General features: G+C 44.0%; 13 protein-coding genes and 1 tRNA gene. 8 read left to right on the top strand and 6 right to left on the bottom strand.

Going from position 1 to position 16404, the window contains the following annotated elements; translation table 11 throughout:
- Positions 1 to 7 precede the first annotated feature (7 nt).
- Positions 8 to 3241, bottom strand: coding sequence for a DEAD/DEAH box helicase (locus JBF11_RS05490; RefSeq protein ID WP_334314493.1), 3234 nt, complete (start codon positions 3239 to 3241; stop codon positions 8 to 10).
- Between the two features lie 259 nt (positions 3242 to 3500).
- Here JBF11_RS05490 and JBF11_RS05485 point away from each other — a divergent pair, with 259 nt between their 5' ends.
- From JBF11_RS05485 to JBF11_RS05470, 4 genes are all read left to right on the top strand, one after another.
- Positions 3501 to 5135 (top strand): peptide-binding protein, encoded by a 1635-nt coding sequence (locus JBF11_RS05485; RefSeq protein WP_334314492.1) that lies wholly within the window; start codon positions 3501 to 3503, stop codon positions 5133 to 5135.
- 204 nt (positions 5136 to 5339) lie between these two features.
- Positions 5340 to 7502, top strand: a complete 2163-nt coding sequence (locus JBF11_RS05480) for a RelA/SpoT family protein (protein WP_417168633.1) — start codon at positions 5340 to 5342, stop codon at positions 7500 to 7502.
- A gap of 8 nt (positions 7503 to 7510) precedes the next feature.
- Positions 7511 to 7990 (top strand): NanQ anomerase/TabA/YiaL family protein, encoded by a 480-nt coding sequence (locus tag JBF11_RS05475; protein WP_334314490.1) that lies wholly within the window; start codon positions 7511 to 7513, stop codon positions 7988 to 7990.
- Positions 7991 to 8005: 15 nt separating this feature from the next.
- A tRNA-Sec gene (locus tag JBF11_RS05470) sits at positions 8006 to 8099 on the top strand.
- 95 nt (positions 8100 to 8194) lie between these two features.
- Here the strand turns inward: JBF11_RS05470 and JBF11_RS05465 are convergent.
- The 4 genes from JBF11_RS05465 to JBF11_RS05450 form a co-directional block, all read right to left on the bottom strand.
- Positions 8195 to 8518: a hypothetical protein gene (locus tag JBF11_RS05465; RefSeq protein ID WP_334314489.1), complete on the bottom strand. Its 324-nt coding sequence runs from the start codon at positions 8516 to 8518 to the stop codon at positions 8195 to 8197.
- Positions 8519 to 8561: 43 nt separating this feature from the next.
- Positions 8562 to 9176, bottom strand: a complete 615-nt coding sequence (locus JBF11_RS05460) for a DUF8043 domain-containing protein (RefSeq protein ID WP_334314488.1) — start codon at positions 9174 to 9176, stop codon at positions 8562 to 8564.
- Between the two features lie 96 nt (positions 9177 to 9272).
- Positions 9273 to 10889 (bottom strand): glycosyltransferase family 9 protein, encoded by a 1617-nt coding sequence (locus JBF11_RS05455; protein ID WP_334314487.1) that lies wholly within the window; start codon positions 10887 to 10889, stop codon positions 9273 to 9275.
- A 5-nt stretch (positions 10890 to 10894) separates the two neighbouring features.
- Positions 10895 to 11125, bottom strand: coding sequence for a ubiquitin family protein (locus tag JBF11_RS05450; RefSeq protein WP_334314486.1), 231 nt, complete (start codon positions 11123 to 11125; stop codon positions 10895 to 10897).
- A 211-nt stretch (positions 11126 to 11336) separates the two neighbouring features.
- Between JBF11_RS05450 and JBF11_RS05445 the strand changes: the two genes are divergently transcribed.
- The 4 genes from JBF11_RS05445 to JBF11_RS05430 all read left to right on the top strand — a co-directional run bounded on the left by JBF11_RS05445 (position 11337) and on the right by JBF11_RS05430 (position 15855).
- A complete protein-coding gene (locus tag JBF11_RS05445) occupies positions 11337 to 12260 on the top strand; it encodes a DnaJ C-terminal domain-containing protein (protein WP_334314485.1) in 924 nt (307 codons plus the stop codon).
- 14 nt (positions 12261 to 12274) lie between these two features.
- On the top strand, positions 12275 to 12553 hold the full coding sequence (locus JBF11_RS05440; protein WP_334314484.1) for a chaperone modulator CbpM: 279 nt from the start codon (positions 12275 to 12277) through the stop codon (positions 12551 to 12553).
- Between the two features lie 24 nt (positions 12554 to 12577).
- Positions 12578 to 15199, top strand: a complete 2622-nt coding sequence (clpB, locus tag JBF11_RS05435) for an ATP-dependent chaperone ClpB (RefSeq protein WP_334314483.1) — start codon at positions 12578 to 12580, stop codon at positions 15197 to 15199.
- 83 nt (positions 15200 to 15282) lie between these two features.
- On the top strand, positions 15283 to 15855 hold the full coding sequence (locus tag JBF11_RS05430) for a peptidylprolyl isomerase (RefSeq protein WP_417168614.1): 573 nt from the start codon (positions 15283 to 15285) through the stop codon (positions 15853 to 15855).
- A 112-nt stretch (positions 15856 to 15967) separates the two neighbouring features.
- Here JBF11_RS05430 and JBF11_RS05425 read toward each other — a convergent pair whose 3' ends face one another.
- On the bottom strand, positions 15968 to 16393 hold the full coding sequence (locus JBF11_RS05425; RefSeq protein WP_334314482.1) for a hypothetical protein: 426 nt from the start codon (positions 16391 to 16393) through the stop codon (positions 15968 to 15970).
- Positions 16394 to 16404 lie beyond the last annotated feature (11 nt).

Genomic DNA, 16404 nt, shown 5'->3' with positions numbered 1-16404 from the left:
TTTTTATTTACACTTCAAAGAGCATTTCCAAATCATCCCGCGTAAGCGATTTCCACGAATCCTGTCCCGGAATGACAGCTTCGGCGACGCCCCGTTTCATTTCCTGTAATTTGAGGATTTTTTCTTCAACCGTATTTTGGCAAATCAGCTTATAGGAGAAAACTTGTTTTGCCTGTCCGATACGGTGTGCGCGGTCTGTCGCTTGGCTTTCGACAGCGGGGTTCCACCATGGGTCATAGTGGATGACATAGTCCGCGCTGGTGAGGTTGAGCCCCGTGCCGCCCGCTTTTAAGGAAATAAGGAAAATAGGAATATCAGGACTGTTATTGAATTTATCCACTTGTTCCAAACGGTCTTTGCTTGAACCGTCGAGATAACAGAACGGAATATCCGTCATTTGCAGCCAAGCGCTGATTTGCTGCAGCATTTGCACAAATTGGGAAAATACCAAGATTTTATGCCCTTCTTCCACAAGGTTGATAACCATGTCTTTAAAGGTTTCAAATTTTCCGGAAGAAATATTTGTGCTAAATCCCGGCATATCCATTTTGAGAAGTTTCGGATGGCAGCAAATCTGACGCAATTTGAGCAAGGCGTCCAAAATGGACATCTGGCTTTTCGCCATGCCTTTTTCGTCCACGTCGGCAAGCACCTGTTCACGCAGTTTGCGGGCGAGGGAAGCATAGAGTTCCGTTTGTTCTTCCGACATGGCGCAGTAGGTGACGCTTTCCACTTTCGGAGGCAGATCTTTGACAACTTCGGCTTTGGTACGGCGTAAAATAAAGGGTTTCACCCTTGTACGCAAATAATCGAGGGTTTCGGTGTCGCCCTCTTTGATGGGTTTGATAATGCCGCGTTGGAAAGCGTGCTGCGAACCGAGAAATCCCGGCATAAGAAATTCAAACAGGCTCCATAATTCAAAAAGGTTGTTCTCGATAGGCGTACCTGATAAGCAAAGACGCATGCGGGCATGGATATTGCGGACGCTCTTTGTCGTTATGGTGTTGGGGTTTTTGATGTTTTGCGCTTCATCAAGGATAATGGAGTTGAAATCGTATTGCTCCAGTTCTTCAAGGTCGCGGCGCAAAAGGGCGTAGGTGGTGATGACAATGTCGGCATCCGCGATTTTCCGGAAAATGTTTTCACGGCGCGTGCCGTAAACAATGACACGTTTCAAATCAGGCACGAATTTTTCGGCTTCCCGGTCCCAGTTCGGTAGAACGGAAGTCGGAACGACAATGAGGTTCGGACCGACAGCTCCTTTGTTTTTCATGTGCTGAATGAAAGCGAGCGTTTGTATGGTTTTGCCAAGACCCATTTCGTCAGCCAAAATACCGCCGAAACCATATTCGTCAAGGAAATTGAGATAGGAAATACCTTGGATTTGGTATGGGCGCAAAGACGCATTAAGTCCTTTAGGTGTTTGGATTTGTTCCACTTCCTTAAAGTGACGGATATTGTCGCGCAATTTGCTCCAAAAAGAATCTTCAATGGTGTTGGGCAAATCGTCCAGAATACTGTCAAGAACGGGCGCTTCAAATTGTTTGAAATGATGTTTCGGTGGTTTGTTGGGGTCGAGACCGAGGACTTTCAGCTTATGGGCAAGCCTTTCAAGCCATGATTCCGGCAAACTCGCATATGAGCCGTCTTTTAATTGCACATAGCGTTTTCCCTTGAGCCAGGCTTTCCAAATTTTTTCAAGAGGCAGGCTTTGTCCTTCGTATTCCACATTGACATCGAGGGAGAACCATTTTTCTTGTTCATTGCTTTGCACGCTGGCATTGATGGTCGGCGTGGTCGTGCGGACTTTGTAGCGTGAAAGGGTGGTTTCCCCGTATACCCGCCAGTTTTGCAGCAGGGTCGGATAGGAGTCCAAAAGGAAAGAAATGGCTTCTTCAGGCTCCATGAACCAAAGTTTGTTGTTACGGGGTTGAAAACGCATTTCGGAAAGCTGGGATAAAAGGGAAGCCTCTTCATCCTGGGCGCGCCGCAGAAGGAAAGTTTGCCCCTCAAAAACATAGCTTCCCGTTTGAAAGTCGGGGTTAGGGCCCGGAAGAATGAATTCCCCGTGTATGCTCTCATAAATGTTTTGGATTTCAAGCGTGAGCAAACTGCCTTCCTCATCAAGGAAGAGCTTCGGATTATAGCTTCCCGGCTGGAATACCGGTTCCATGATTTTCAGAAATTCTTCCTGTTCATAAAGTTCCGAAGAAGGAAGACGCGTCCAAACCCTGTCTAAAAATTCTGAAATATCTTCTTGCGGAATAACGGGGCTGGCTTGTACCAGCGATTGGATGACATCATGGTTCAGGCAGGTCTGTACGGGATAAAAGCATTGGTTCCAGCATACCCAAAGAGGAATTTGCCCATGGAATGTCGCGACGGTTTGGTCGGGTCTGTCTTCATCCCATTGAATGGAAAAAGGTTTCTTTTCTTCTTTTTGGAGCATGATATCGAAACGCAGACCGTCGTCGTCAAGGGACGGACGCAGTTTCAAGTCCATGGTTGAACTTTCGATGGTGCAAGGTTTTTCCGTATCTTTCCAAAAAATATATTCTTCATTGCGCAGCGCCCAAAAAAACCAAGATAAGAGCCCGTCCGGAATTTCGACCCTGTGTCCGTAATAATCGAGGTATTCCGCAATTTGTTTTAAAACTTTGGGAAGTTCGGGGGAATAGTCGCACCAGTCAGGATTTTGCAAAATATTTTCAAGGGTCACAGCCTGCCTGACAGTGGAAAGTCCTGTTTTGTTTTGTCTTGCGCGGTAAAATTCAACGGATAAGCGTCCGGGTTCGGGGAAAAATCTAAAAAGGAAATAATGCCTGCCGGTTTCCGGTTCGGAACTTGTCGCAAAGAAATTTCTGAAACTTTGCCGCCATTCGGGGCGTATACTCGTGGTTTCGCTGGGGGTATCCTGAGAAACATCTATGGAGGACAGCGCGCTGAGGGCGAGCGCCGCCACGTGGCGGCAGGGACTTCCGAAAGACTCCATGCAGTTGCATTGATATTCGACATGCTTATCGCTCAGCCGGATGGTGATGGTCGGGCTGTAAGCTTGGAAATCTTCTCCGTGCACGGTGCAGCTTGCTTGGCTGTATGTATCTTCCATATGCCAAAGCAGATTGCTGATTCCATTTTCTGCAACAATCATTTTTCCTGTGTCGGTGATATATTCAGGAATTGTTTGCTGAATGAAATGTTCCAGTGCGGAGCATAATGTACTTTCATGGCGTCTACTCATTATAAACCTTAACCTTTTTTAGTCTTTTTTAGAAGGGTGCATTAAATAGTAAGAGGGTTAGACTTAAATTTAAAGGGAAGATATTTTAATTGTGTTAGTTAAAACGATTTTTTATTATTACAGCATAATCTTTTGCTTTTCAAGTAGTATTAAGTCTGTTATATTTATTTTTAAGGAATATTATTGTCTGAAACAAAAAACAGTTTTATTACAATATATAGAAATGATTTATAAAAAATAATTTTTTACCGGTATTTGCATGAATAAAAATTTTTTAAAAATTTTTTTGGGCGCATGTTTCTTTTTCGTTCTTTGCTCCTGCGGTTCCGAAAGCGAACCGAAAACGGACAAGGCTCTTTCTCTTGAATGTATTGAAATCCCGGAAGAACCGGAATATGGAGGAAGCCTTGTTTTGGCAAGTATCGGCGAACCTTCTAATTTAATCCCTATTTTGGCTGCCGATTCCGCTTCCCATGAAATCGCCGGTTTTTTGTACACCTCGCTTTTGAAATACGACAAGGAATACAATATTGTTCCGCTTGCGGCAAAAAAATTTGAAATTTTGGAAGAGGGGCGTCTGTTCCGCTTTGAATTGCGGGACGATATTTACTGGCAGGACGGAACACAGCTGACCGCTGACGATGTTTATTTCACATACCGGCTGACGATCGATCCCGATACGCCGACGCCTTATGCCGCCGATTGCTTACTGGTTAAAGAATTTAAGCAGACAGGAAAATTTTCCTTTGAAGTCCGTTATGCGGAACCGTATGCCCGGGCTGTCATCACGTGGATGATGGCGATTTTGCCGAAGCATGTATTGGAACATGAAACCATTACTCAAACGGCTTTTTCCAGAAATCCCATAGGGGCGGGTCCGTTCAAATTAAAGGAATGGAAAACTGGCTCGTATCTTATACTTGAAGCGAATGAACGATATTTTGAGGGACGCCCGTATATCGACCGGTTCGTGTATAGGATCATTCCCGATGTGACAACGATTTTTTTGGAGGCGAAAGCGGGAAAAGTCGATTATTTGGGGCTGACGACGCAGCAGTATCTGCTGCAGACTCAAGGAAAGGAATGGGAAGAAAAATGGCAGAAATACAAATATCTCGCCAACGGATACACGTTTATCGGTTTTAATTTGAAACACCCGTTTTTTCAAGACAGGCTCGTGCGTCAGGCTTTAGCCCATGCAACCAATAAGGATGATGTGATAAAAGGGGCTTTGCTCGGACTTGGGGAGAAAAGCATAGGACCTTTCAAGCCTGATACGTGGGTATATAATAAAAACATAGGAAGTTACGCCTATGACCCTCAAAAAGCATTGGAACTTTTTGCGGAAGCGGGTTGGACAAAAGGAAAAGACGGGTATTTGCAAAAAGACGGACAGCGTTTTTCTTTTACCGTTTTGCTTAATCAAGGCAATAAGGAACGGGAAAATGTTTTGCTCATTTTGCAGGCGGAATGGGCGAAAGTTGGAATTGAAATGAAAATCCGGACTGTTGAATGGGCGACGTTCATTAATGAATTTGTGATGAAAGGGCGGTATGACGCTGTGATTTTGGCATGGAACATTTTGGAAGACCCTGATGTGTCCAGCGTTTGGCATTCATCCGCCATACGGCAAAACGGGCTGAATTTCGTGTATTTTAAAAATGCGGAAGCGGATATGCTTTTGGAGAAAGCCCGCGCGTCGACAGACAGGGAAATACGGAAAAAATATTATGACAGGTTTCAGGAAATTTTGCATGAGGAACAACCCTATTTATTTTTGTATGTCCCCTATGCCTTGCCAATGGTGCAGAAACGTTTTCAAGGCATAGAGCCCGCCGTTTCCGGAATTACCCATAATATGGAAAAATGGTGGATACCCGCTTTTCTGCAATAGTATTCTTTTGACAACTGTTGCGATATGCAGTAAAAATACGTTAAGTGACTTGAAAAGGATAGATATATGGCAGAATCAGAACATGTGCATGATACCGGACAAAAACAAAACGGTTCCGCGTCTTCAGCGGATACGGCGGAAAAGTCTTCCGCTTTGATTGCCGGTCAATCTTCTTCCGCAAAGAATGATGATGCCGCAAATCACATTGTTCTTGCTGAAGAGATCGTTCAGGCGGCGTTAAGATTTAATCCTCAGGTTGATACGAAACTGATTGAAAAAGCGTATGATTTTGCGTCAGTCGCCCATGCCGGACAGCTTAGAATGTCGGGTGAGCCTTATTTTATCCATCCTGCGGCTGTGGCGAAAAATATTGCGGAAATGGGTTTTGACGAACATACCATCGCGGCAGGGCTTTTGCATGACACGGTTGAAGACACCAATGCGTCCATCGAAGAACTGGATGAGGAATTTGGCGAGCAAGTTGCCGATATTGTTGACGGTGTCACCAAAATCAATATGATGACTTTTGATACGAAGGAAGAAGCCCAAGCTGAAAATATCCGTAAAATGATTTTGGCAATGAGTCACGATATCCGCGTTCCCATTGTGAAATTGGCGGATAGGACGCATAATATGCGGACACTGCAATTTCAAAAGCCCCATAAAAAAATTTCCATTTCGCAGGAAACCATGGATATTTATGCGCCGCTTGCGAACCGCCTGGGGCTGCATAAGATAAAGCAGGAACTTGAAGACTTGAGTTTCCGTTATCTGCAGCCCGATAAATATGCCCATATTGCAAATTGGCTTGAAACGAACCAGGTTGTCGAGCGTCAAATCATCAGCAAAGTCATTTCCAAGATTGAAGAAATCATGGCTGAACATGGCATTGCGGGCCGTGTTTTCGGGCGTATCAAGCAGGTATACAGTATTTATCTGAAAATGCAGGCGCAGGGCTCCGCTCTTGATGAAATGCATGATATTATCGCATTCCGCGTTATTGTGAAGGAACTGCGTGATTGTTACGCCGTGCTGGGTTTGGTGCATGCCTTGTGGCGTCCTGTTGCGGGGCGTTTCAAAGACTATATCTCTTTACCGAAAGCTAACGGCTACCAAAGTTTGCACAGTACGGTGATAGGTCCTGAAGGGGAGCGCATTGAAATTCAGATCCGTACCGAGGAAATGAATGATTTTGCGGAACACGGGGTCGCTTCCCACTGGCTTTATAAGGAAAATAATAAAAATCATGCCATTAAAGCCGGGGATATGCCGCAGCTGCAATGGATACGGGATATTTTGGAGCGTCAGCGCGATGAGGCGGATTCCCGCGAGTTTATGAGCACGCTGCGTCTTGACCTTTTCAGCAATGAAATTTACGTGTTCACGCCAAAAGGTTTGGTAAAGCAATTGCCGGACGGCGCAAGCCCTCTTGATTTCGCATTTTTAATCCATACCGATGTCGGTTTCCACTGTGTGGGCGCGAAAGTCAACGGACGGCTCGTTCCCCTTTCGACAAAACTGAAAAGCGGGGATACGGTTGAGATTATTACGGATAAAAACCGTTATCCGAGCCGTGACTGGCTGAAACTGGTAAAAACTTCAAAAGCGCGTTCCAAAATTCAGAATTATCTGCGTACGGAGGAACGGGAAAAAGCCATCGCCCTCGGCAGGGATATGCTTGAAAAAGAAGGGCGGAAAATGGGCATTAACGTTATCCGCGCAGTGAAAGACGGAACCTTGAGCGATTTGATTTCTGAATTTTCCGCTTCCAGTGTTGACGATTTGTTCGCAAGCGTCGGGTATGCGAAGTTCACCCCTAAAAAGATTTTAACCAAATTACAGGCGTTGATCGACCCTAAAAACATTGAACCGCAAGATACGCCGACAAAGCCTTCGACCGCTGACAATAAGGACCATACCGGCGGTATTGTCGTAAAGGGAATTGACGATACTCTGGTGCATTTTGCAAAATGCTGCAAGCCGGTTCCGGGTGATCAGGTTGTCGGCTTTATCAGCCGCGGGCGCGGGGTTATCGTCCATTTGTCCAATTGCCCGCACCTTTTGGATTTGGAGCCGGAACGGCTCATTTCCGTAACATGGCAAAATGAAGAGCCCAGACCGTTTCCTGCGACAATCAAAGTTTCCGCTAAAAACGAAAAAGGTCTGCTTGCTTCTATTTCTGCTGAAATTGCCAATTCCGACGTAAATATCGAAAGCCTGATTTTGACAAGCACCATTGACGGAAAGGCTGAAGTCGATTTCACCGTTGAAGTTACGGATGCCGTGCATTTGTATCAGCTTATGGATAAAATCAGAAAATTGCCTAATATTTTAGAGGCTGTCCGCGGCATGAGCGATTACGTATAGGGGGAAGCATGTTTTTTGACCGATTGGAAAGCATAGGAAATTACGGAAAAGGGGCGAAGTGGCGGGAAGTTATTTTGCAGTTCATTCATGAATATCCAAGCGCTTATGAAAAAAAAGACGGGACATACCGGCTTTGCCACGGGGCTTTTTACAATATCATGAGTGCGGAACTCAAAGCCGACAACGCCTATGAATATCATAAGAAATATATTGACGTTCATTGCACTTTGAGCGGAACGGAAAAAATCGAGGGTGCGTTTTTTTCATTGTTCATAGGAACAGGCAACTATTCGGAAGAGAACGATGCGGGATTTTTTCCTGATATTCCTGAAAAAAATTGTGTTTATTATGTGGAAACAGGAAATTGCGCGGTTTTTTTCCCTTATGAGGCGCATAAGAGCCTCCTGCTTGACGATAGGGGCGACAGTCCCAAGAAAATAAAGAAAGCCGTGCTTAAAATTCCGGTTGAACTTTGGGATGAAATTTAATATATGTTTTTTATTGGAAGTGTATTGTCACCGGTGTGGCACGCAGTCTTCAAAACTGTTGTTAGGCGGAAACGTCTAAGGTAGGTTCGACTCCTATACGCTTCCGCCAAATCGCAATGAAAAAAGGCTTCGTATGAAGCCTTTTTTAGGGATAGCGTGTGTTTTTATGTGTTTTGGCTTTTATTCGGATTCGTTCTCCTTTTCTTAGCGGTAAAAATTTAATCCTCGAGCATTTGCATATCGTTTGCTTGCTGAACGCTGAACTCTTGATTCAAGAAGATTTTGTCTGATTTGCTCTTTGAGTTTCAGCCCTTCTTCATAAATGATTTGATGAAAACCTTGGAGGGCAAGCAATTTCATTTTACAATCTTCGGAATTTTCGTCTTGATTTACTTGTAACTGGTCAAGAAGGGCAACTCTTTCCTCAAAAAAAGATATTGCTCCGTCCACATCTCCTTGCTGCATTGCTTCAAGCTCAAATTGAGCAATGATAAGCATTCTGTCAAGTAACGTTAAGCTGCTCATCATAAACCTGTCTTCTGAAACCTGTTTTTTGAGAATTTCGGGTGTATTATTGAGAAACCGTATTGATTTCAGAGTTGAAGAAGAAACGGAGCGAAGTCAGATAGGTGTCCCAATCTGAGCAGAGAGGTGCGACTTCAAATCCCAAAAGGTCGGCAACCAGAATCCAGTCTTCGTTTTCCATGGCGTCGTTCACTTCAAGAAGGATTTGGTTGTATTTTTCGGAAAGGCTTTCATATTCTGCCGTGACAGGCGCATTGAAATCCGATTGGAAACAAGCAATCATGCTTAAAAAATTGCGGATGACTTCGGTCATATTGGTAATGGTTGCAAGCGCGTCCATATCGTCTCCGCGGCGTAGTGATTCGGAGGCTTGGGTTGAGGCGATGCGGATAGAAGACGTGACTTTGAAAAGTTCCGTGACAATTTGAGAAGCCATTTCAATATATTTTATGGAAGTGATTTCAACTTTTTTCACTTCGCTGATTTCAATGTCTTCTGCTTGGTGCGGATAGAGTTCTTGGAAAAGTTCATCATTTAAATGAACTTCCGTAATAATTTCGTTGGCGTTGTTGCAAGCTGCGTTGGTTGCAATGATAACTTCTTCAAAATTTGAAAATTGGTTAAGTTCAAATTCGCTTTTTTGACCATTAATATAAATCATATTTCCCTCCAAAGGTCATGAATGTGCTTAAATATGTTGGAAAAATTTTCCGTATGCATATTTTTGAAAATATATTAGCAAAATATGTGCCAATATTTATTTTTCAGCGTCAGATTTGAGGAAAAGAGAAAATAATGTCAATTCTTCTTTTAAAATGTCAAAAAAGTGGATGATTTCTTCCATGCTTTGGGCGTTATCCTGAAGAAGCTGCTCAAAAAGCAAAGAAAGAGGAATAAGAAACTGTGATTGTTTGAGAAAAATTTTTACCCTTTGGGTTGAAGCAAGGAATTTTTCTTGATTTTTTTGTACAGGTATTTTGGAAAATAAAAAAGCTTGTTCCCTTGCCAACAAAACAAAGGCTTGCAGTTTTTCTATTTCAAGTTTTGCCGGCAACAGTTTTTGGTTGTCAATGCATAGATCGGGATAGGTGTTTTCGCTGCCGTTTTGCAGCTTGTTGAGAAGATTTTTATAAAAAAGTCTTTGGCATTGCATCCAAAGCGAACGGATATCATGTTCCTTATGCAAAGGTTTATAGTTGATAAAGCCGTCATGCTGGAAAAATCCTTCCCAAATGCGGGCTGTGTTCTCTTCTTCCAAAGACGTGCGGACAGTTTTTGAACCGTCAGGTCCTAAACGGTGGCAAAGCGCATTGAAAACCGTTTCAGCGGAGATTTGTTTTTGGCAAATATGGTTATTTTGACACGTTGCGTTGAAATTGCAGGGGTGGCAGGCAAGGTTTGGCTCAAGGCATATTTGCTTGCAGCCATAAGGTCCCGTATCCCAAACTTGGGCTGTTGCCAGATAAATTCCTATGACCGGCACGTTAAGTCCTGTCGCCAAATGCAATGTGCCGGTGTCATTGCTGACCAATGCCGTCAATTGGCAGAGCATGGCTCCGAGTTCCTGAAGGGAACTTTTTCCGCAGTAATTGAAATAAGGAACCGCAGGGTCGGCGTACTGGGAAAAATTTTCCGCCAGTACCAATTCTTGCTTTGTTCCGAGCAAAACGGGAATAAATTTTTCTTTTTGCCAAATCAGTGCCGCCAGTTTGGCAAAATGTTCGGTATCCCATTGGCGGATAGGGTTGCTTGCTCCCAGCTGAAAACCGACAAAGCCTCTTGTGTCCGGAAAAGGTTCGGAAAATTCTGTTAAAAGCTTTCGGGCGGCATCAAGACGGTGTTGTTCCGGCTTTTTTAAACGGTATTGCTCCGGGGCAAGACCGAGCATGGAGCGGAATTCGTCAATCAAATTATAAGGGCTTCCGCCGCGGAACTGCGTCACGGCTTGGGTGTAGCTTGTCCAGACGTTCGTATTGTATATGTATCCGAAGTCATTCACGCAAAATCCGATTTCTTGGATATTGCCTTTATATTGGCTTAAAAGTTTGGCAAGAAGCCTTGTTTTTATGGTCGGGGTAAGATTGATGATACAATCTGTTTGAAATTCCTGATGATATTTTTTTACCCATTCCATGATTTCCTGATAACTTTCGACCCAGCGGGAAAAATCTCCGGCATGCAAATTGGTTAAATGCTTTGCTCCCGAAAAATCGAAAACATGGTCGAGATGGGGAATGAATTGGGTGACATCAGTAAACTGGTTCAGGCAGATAAGGGAAATTTTATGTTCACCGCTGTTTTTTAAAGCGGAAATAGTACAGGCAGTTTGCAGCAAATCACCGAAGCGGGTTAGATTAATGATAGTGTAATGCATAGTTTTCAGCCTGAAGACATTACTTTACGGACTATGACGGTTTGATTGGGGTAAAGGGGAACATCGGGTGTTAAAGGAATGCCTTCCCTCACAACCATTGCGGTATACGGACGCAAGCCTAAGAACTGAATGAGCCGGGCGACGTTTTTCGCTTTGTGGCGCGGAATGATGCGGGTTTCTTCTTCGGGCTGGAGCAGAACTGTCAGTGTCGGCTCTATACATTCTTTTTGGTCCATATTCACCTCGGTACGTTCCGACAGTATACTCATAGATTTAAGAAAGGCAAAGCATTTTTTTGTTTAAAAAATTTTTTTATTTATTTGAATTTATTGTCTTTTAAATTAGTTGTCAAAGTCTTGACAATGGTAAAAAAGCTCTTATTTATTTTAATATAAAAAGGATAAAAAGAGCATTAATAGTGATAATATAAGCAGATAGAGGGAAAATATGTCAGTTTCATATAAAGATTATTACAAGATTTTGGAAGTTGAAAGAACTGCGACGACGGAAGAAATTGATAAATCATATAAAAAGCTTGCACGTAAATATCATCCGGATTTGAATCAAGGCGACAGCAAGGCTGAAGAAAAATTCAAAGAAGTCAACGAAGCCCACGAAGTTTTGAAAGACCCTCAAAAACGGAAATTGTACGACCAACTCGGACCGAACTGGAAAGACGGGCAAAACTTCCAAGGCGCTCCAGGCTTTGAAAATTTCCAATTTAATTTTCAGGGCGGACAAGGCGGTTTTGGCGGCGGAGATTTCAGCGATTTCTTTGAAATGCTCTTCGGTCAGCACGGCGGCTTTGGCGGCGGCGCTTTCAATAACGGCGGTTTTGGCGGTTACCAACGTCAGCGTAAAGGACATGATGTGGAAGCAACCGTGCAAATCAGTTTGGAGGAAGCCCATAAAGGCGGAGCGAAGCATTTTACACTGAACCAGCAAGGCGGTGAAACGAAATCGCTGAATGTCAACATCCCCGCGGGAATAAAAAACGGAGCGAAACTCCGCTTGGCGGGACAAGGCAGGGCGGGCACGCCCAATGGCGATTTGTATTTGACCGTTCAGTATGCCCCGCACCCGAAATTCAAAAGTGACGGCTTTGACATCAGCTGCCAAATGTTTATCAAGCCTGCGGAAGCAGTCTTTGGTACGAAACTTCGTGTTCCCACCCTTGAGGGCGAAGTTGAGCTCAATATTCCGGCTGGAATCAAGAGCGGCAAGAAACTTCGTTTAAAGGGGAAAGGAATAGGGGCGAAAGGAGATGAATATGTTGTCATCGATATTGACACTCCGAGCCTTGAAACAATGGGTGAAAAAGAAAAATCCTTATGGAAGGAACTTGCGGGCTTGACTGCCCAAGGTGAATAAGGAAGGAAATTAAAATGGAAAATTCTACTTTTCTTTCATTCATGGAATTTATTCAGGAAGCGGAAATTGAAGAGGAAAAATGCAGGGAATATATTGATATTGGGTGGTTGCAGCCAATAGAAGCAGATAAATTCTTATTGAGCTCCAATGATATTTTCAAAGTCCGCAAAGCGGACAGGCTTTGCAGGGATTTTGAACTGCCTTGTCATGCGGGAGCGATGATCGTGGATTTGCTGGAAAAAATCGATGATTTGGAAAATCAATTGGCGCAGCTGCGCAACGCATTGGAATAATAAGAGAATAAGAGGAAAAATATTATGGATATCAATAGATTGACACAAAAAGCTCAAGAAGCTTTTTCACAAGCGCAAAGCATAGCTTTTGCCAGAGAACATCAGGAAATTGATGCCGAGCATTTGATTTATGCGTTTTTGGAACAGGAAAAAGGACTTATTCCGTCCATTTTGCAGAGAATGGGCGTAAACATTTTGCAGTTCAAACAGGATATTGAACAGCTGCTCGCCAAAAAGCCCGGTGTGAGCGGTCCCGGCAGCGATACGCAAAGCATACATGTCACAACCCGTGTCAACAAAGCTCTTGCGCAAGCTGAAATGCTGGCAAAAAAAATGCAGGATGAATATATCAGTGTCGAACATGTTTTTTATGAACTCATCGGTCCGAACCCCAGCGGTTTGCTCGGCGATGTTTTCAGAAAATACGGCATTGAACAAAAATCTTTCATGAAAGCTGCGGAAGAATTGCGCGGGCCTCATAGAATAACAAGCCCTAATCCTGAAGATACGTTCGAGGCTCTTTCAAAGTACGGACGGGATTTGGTTGAAGCGGCAGGCAAGGGAAAACTTGACCCTGTCATCGGGCGTGATCAGGAAATCCGCCGCGCTATCCGCATTCTTTCCCGCCGTACCAAAAACAATCCTGTTTTGATCGGGGAAGCGGGGGTAGGCAAAACGGCTATCGTTGAAGGGCTTGCTCATCGCATTGTCAAGGGTGACGTGCCGGAAGGCTTGAAAAATAAACGCTTGATCGCTCTTGATATGGGGGCGCTCATTGCCGGTGCAAAATACCGCGGAGAGTTTGAAGAACGGTTGAAAGCCGTTTTGTCTGAAGTTGAAAAATCCGACGGGCAAATCATTCTTTTCATTGATGAACTGCATACCATTGTCGGTGCGGGCAAAACAGAAGGTTCAATGGATGCGGGCAATTTGCTCAAACCCATGCTCGCCCGCGGCGAACTGCATTGTATCGGGGCGACAACTATCGATGAATACCGTAAATATATCGAGAAAGATCCCGCGCTTGAACGCCGCTTCCAACCTGTCATGGTTGATGAGCCGAGTCAGGAAGACGCTATTTCCATTTTGCGCGGATTAAAAGACAAGTTTGAATTGCATCATGGCGTCCGTATCAGCGATTCCGCGATTGTCGAGGCGGTAACGCTCAGTATCCGCTATATCCCCGATCGTCAGCTGCCTGACAAAGCCATTGATATCATTGATGAAGCCGCGGCAATGATCCGTACGGAAATTGACAGCCTGCCGACGGAACTTGACGAAGCCAACCGCAAGGTAATGCAGCTTGAAATTGAAAAAGAAGCCTTGCGCCGCGAAACTGATTCCGCTTCTATGCAGCGTTTGCAAAGGCTTGAGGGAGAACTTTCCGAGCTCAAGGCGAAACAAACTTTGCTCCGTGAGCAATGGGAACAAGAAAAAGGCTCCATTGACACGGTACGTAAAATAAAAGAGGAAATCGACAAGGTAAAGCTTTCAATTTCTGAAGCTGAACGCAATTATGATTTGGCAAAAGCCGCGGAATTGAAATATTCCACTTTGCTTGATTTGCAAAAACGCCTTGAAGAGCTTGAAAAGCATGGCAATACGGAACAAGCAGCCGAACCCCGTTTATTGAAGGAAGAAGTTCATCCTGACGATGTGGCTGCCATTGTGGCGAAATGGACAGGTATTCCCGTAACACGCCTTTTGCAGTCAGAACGGGAGAAACTTCTTGCTTTGCCGGACGTGCTGCATAAACGCGTTGTCGGACAAGACATTGCGGTACGGCTTGTGGCGGATGCTGTTCTTCGGGCGAGAGCGGGGCTTTCCGACCCTATGCGTCCTTTGGCTTCTTTCATCTTCTTGGGACCCACTGGCGTGGGTAAGACAGAGCTTTGCAAAGCCCTTGCAGAGGCGCTGTTTGATACGGAAGATAATATGGTGCGCCTTGATATGAGCGAATATATGGAAAAACATTCGGTATCACGCCTTATCGGTGCGCCTCCGGGATATATCGGGTATGATGAGGGAGGACAATTGACGGAAGCTGTGCGCCGTAAGCCTTATTCCGTCGTCTTGCTCGACGAAATAGAAAAGGCTCATCCTGACGTGTTCAATACAATGCTGCAATTGCTTGATGACGGCAGGCTTACCGACAGCCAAGGAAGAACGGTTGATTTTAGGAATACCATCGTCATCATGACGTCCAACATCGGTTCAAACATGATTTTAGAGGGTATAAATCAAGACGGTTCTTTCAAAGAAGGACTGAAAGATTCCGTAATGGCGCAGCTTAAGCAATTCTTCCGTCCGGAATTTTTGAACCGTGTGGATGAAACTGTTTTATTCTCTCCTTTGCTTGAAAATCAGGTTGTTAAAATTGTTGACGTGTTACTTGGACGCTTGCGTAAGCGTCTTGCGGAACGCAAAATTGAATTGGAACTTTCTGATGAGGCAAAACGCTTTATCGCTCATGAAGCCTATGACCCGGCTTATGGGGCACGTCCGCTCAAACGGTATTTGCAAAATGAACTGGAAACCCGTCTTGCACGCGGTATTATCGGCGGGCAAATTCCTGACGGATGCAAAGTCGTTGTCAAAAAAGTTGAGGATGAGTTTGAACCCCTGTCTTTTGAAATTGTAAAATAAGAAAAAGGTGGGAGACCACCTTTTTTCTTTGCAATGTTTTAAATTTAACGTATACTGATAAAAATATTGCTTGGAGAATGACCATGCGTATACTAATTTCATTATGCTTGGCTTTTATGCTTTTTACGGCGGGAGAAGCGCAGGCAGGAGGAAAACCAGTGATTAAACTTACAACAACCATGGGTGATATTGTTCTTGAACTCAATCCGGAAAAAGCTCCGATTACTTCCGCAAACTTTGAACAATATGTTAAAGACGGTTTTTACGACGGACTTATTTTCCACCGTGTTATTGACGGCTTTATGATTCAAGGCGGCGGCTTTGATGCCGATATGAACCAAAAAGAAACCCGCCAGCCCATTCAAAATGAGGCTGATAACGGGCTTGCAAATGATAAATACACTATTGCCATGGCTCGTACTCAAGACCCCCATTCCGCAACAGGACAATTCTTTATCAATGTAAAAGATAATGATTTTCTGAATTTCAGAGCTCCTACCCTTTCCGGTTGGGGATACGCTGTTTTCGGAAAAGTGGTAAAAGGGCAGGATGTTGTCGATGCCATTGCAAAAGTTGAAACCGGCAGCCGCGGATATTTTGATGATGTTCCTAAAACAGCCGTTGTCATTACAAAAGCGGAAATTGTTTCTGAATAATAGGCGCTGTTATTTGATTTATTGTGATATGTTGTTTTATGGATAATTGATTGTGCAACCGCCCCTCTTTTGAGGGGCTTTTGTTTGCTGTCTGTTTTTTGTGATAATTCATTTATTGCAGCATAGTGTCTTTATAATAATTGAGGAGCCAGGAAAAAAGAGCGTTATATTCTGAAATATAACTCACTCCGTCATAGACGATCGGTGCGCCTTCTTTTGCCCACTGTTTGACGGTGTAACGGCTGCGCCCGAAAATTTTACAGATGATATCCATGTTTCGCAAATGCACAGGCGTAATTGAATAGCACCATGTCAAGGGCTTATGTGTTTTTTGAAAGGTGTATATGGGACTGTGGATAAAATTATCATCTGCCTGCAATTCATTTTGTATGTAAAGGGTTTCATTTTGGGAGTCGGTATAAGGAAATGCAAAAAAAGAGGACTGCCGGAAAGAGGAACTATCGGTTTGTTTATGTTTCTTTTCTTTATGAGTATGTTTTGTTGATTTTGAAGTTGATGTCTGTGCAGTTTTTTTCATGAAAACTCCTA

This window comes from Taurinivorans muris (assembly GCF_025232395.1).
GTDB classification, from domain to species: domain Bacteria; phylum Desulfobacterota; class Desulfovibrionia; order Desulfovibrionales; family Desulfovibrionaceae; genus Taurinivorans; species Taurinivorans muris.
Note: the sequence above shows the minus strand (reverse complement) of the source record. Positions and strands in the feature narration are given on the sequence as shown.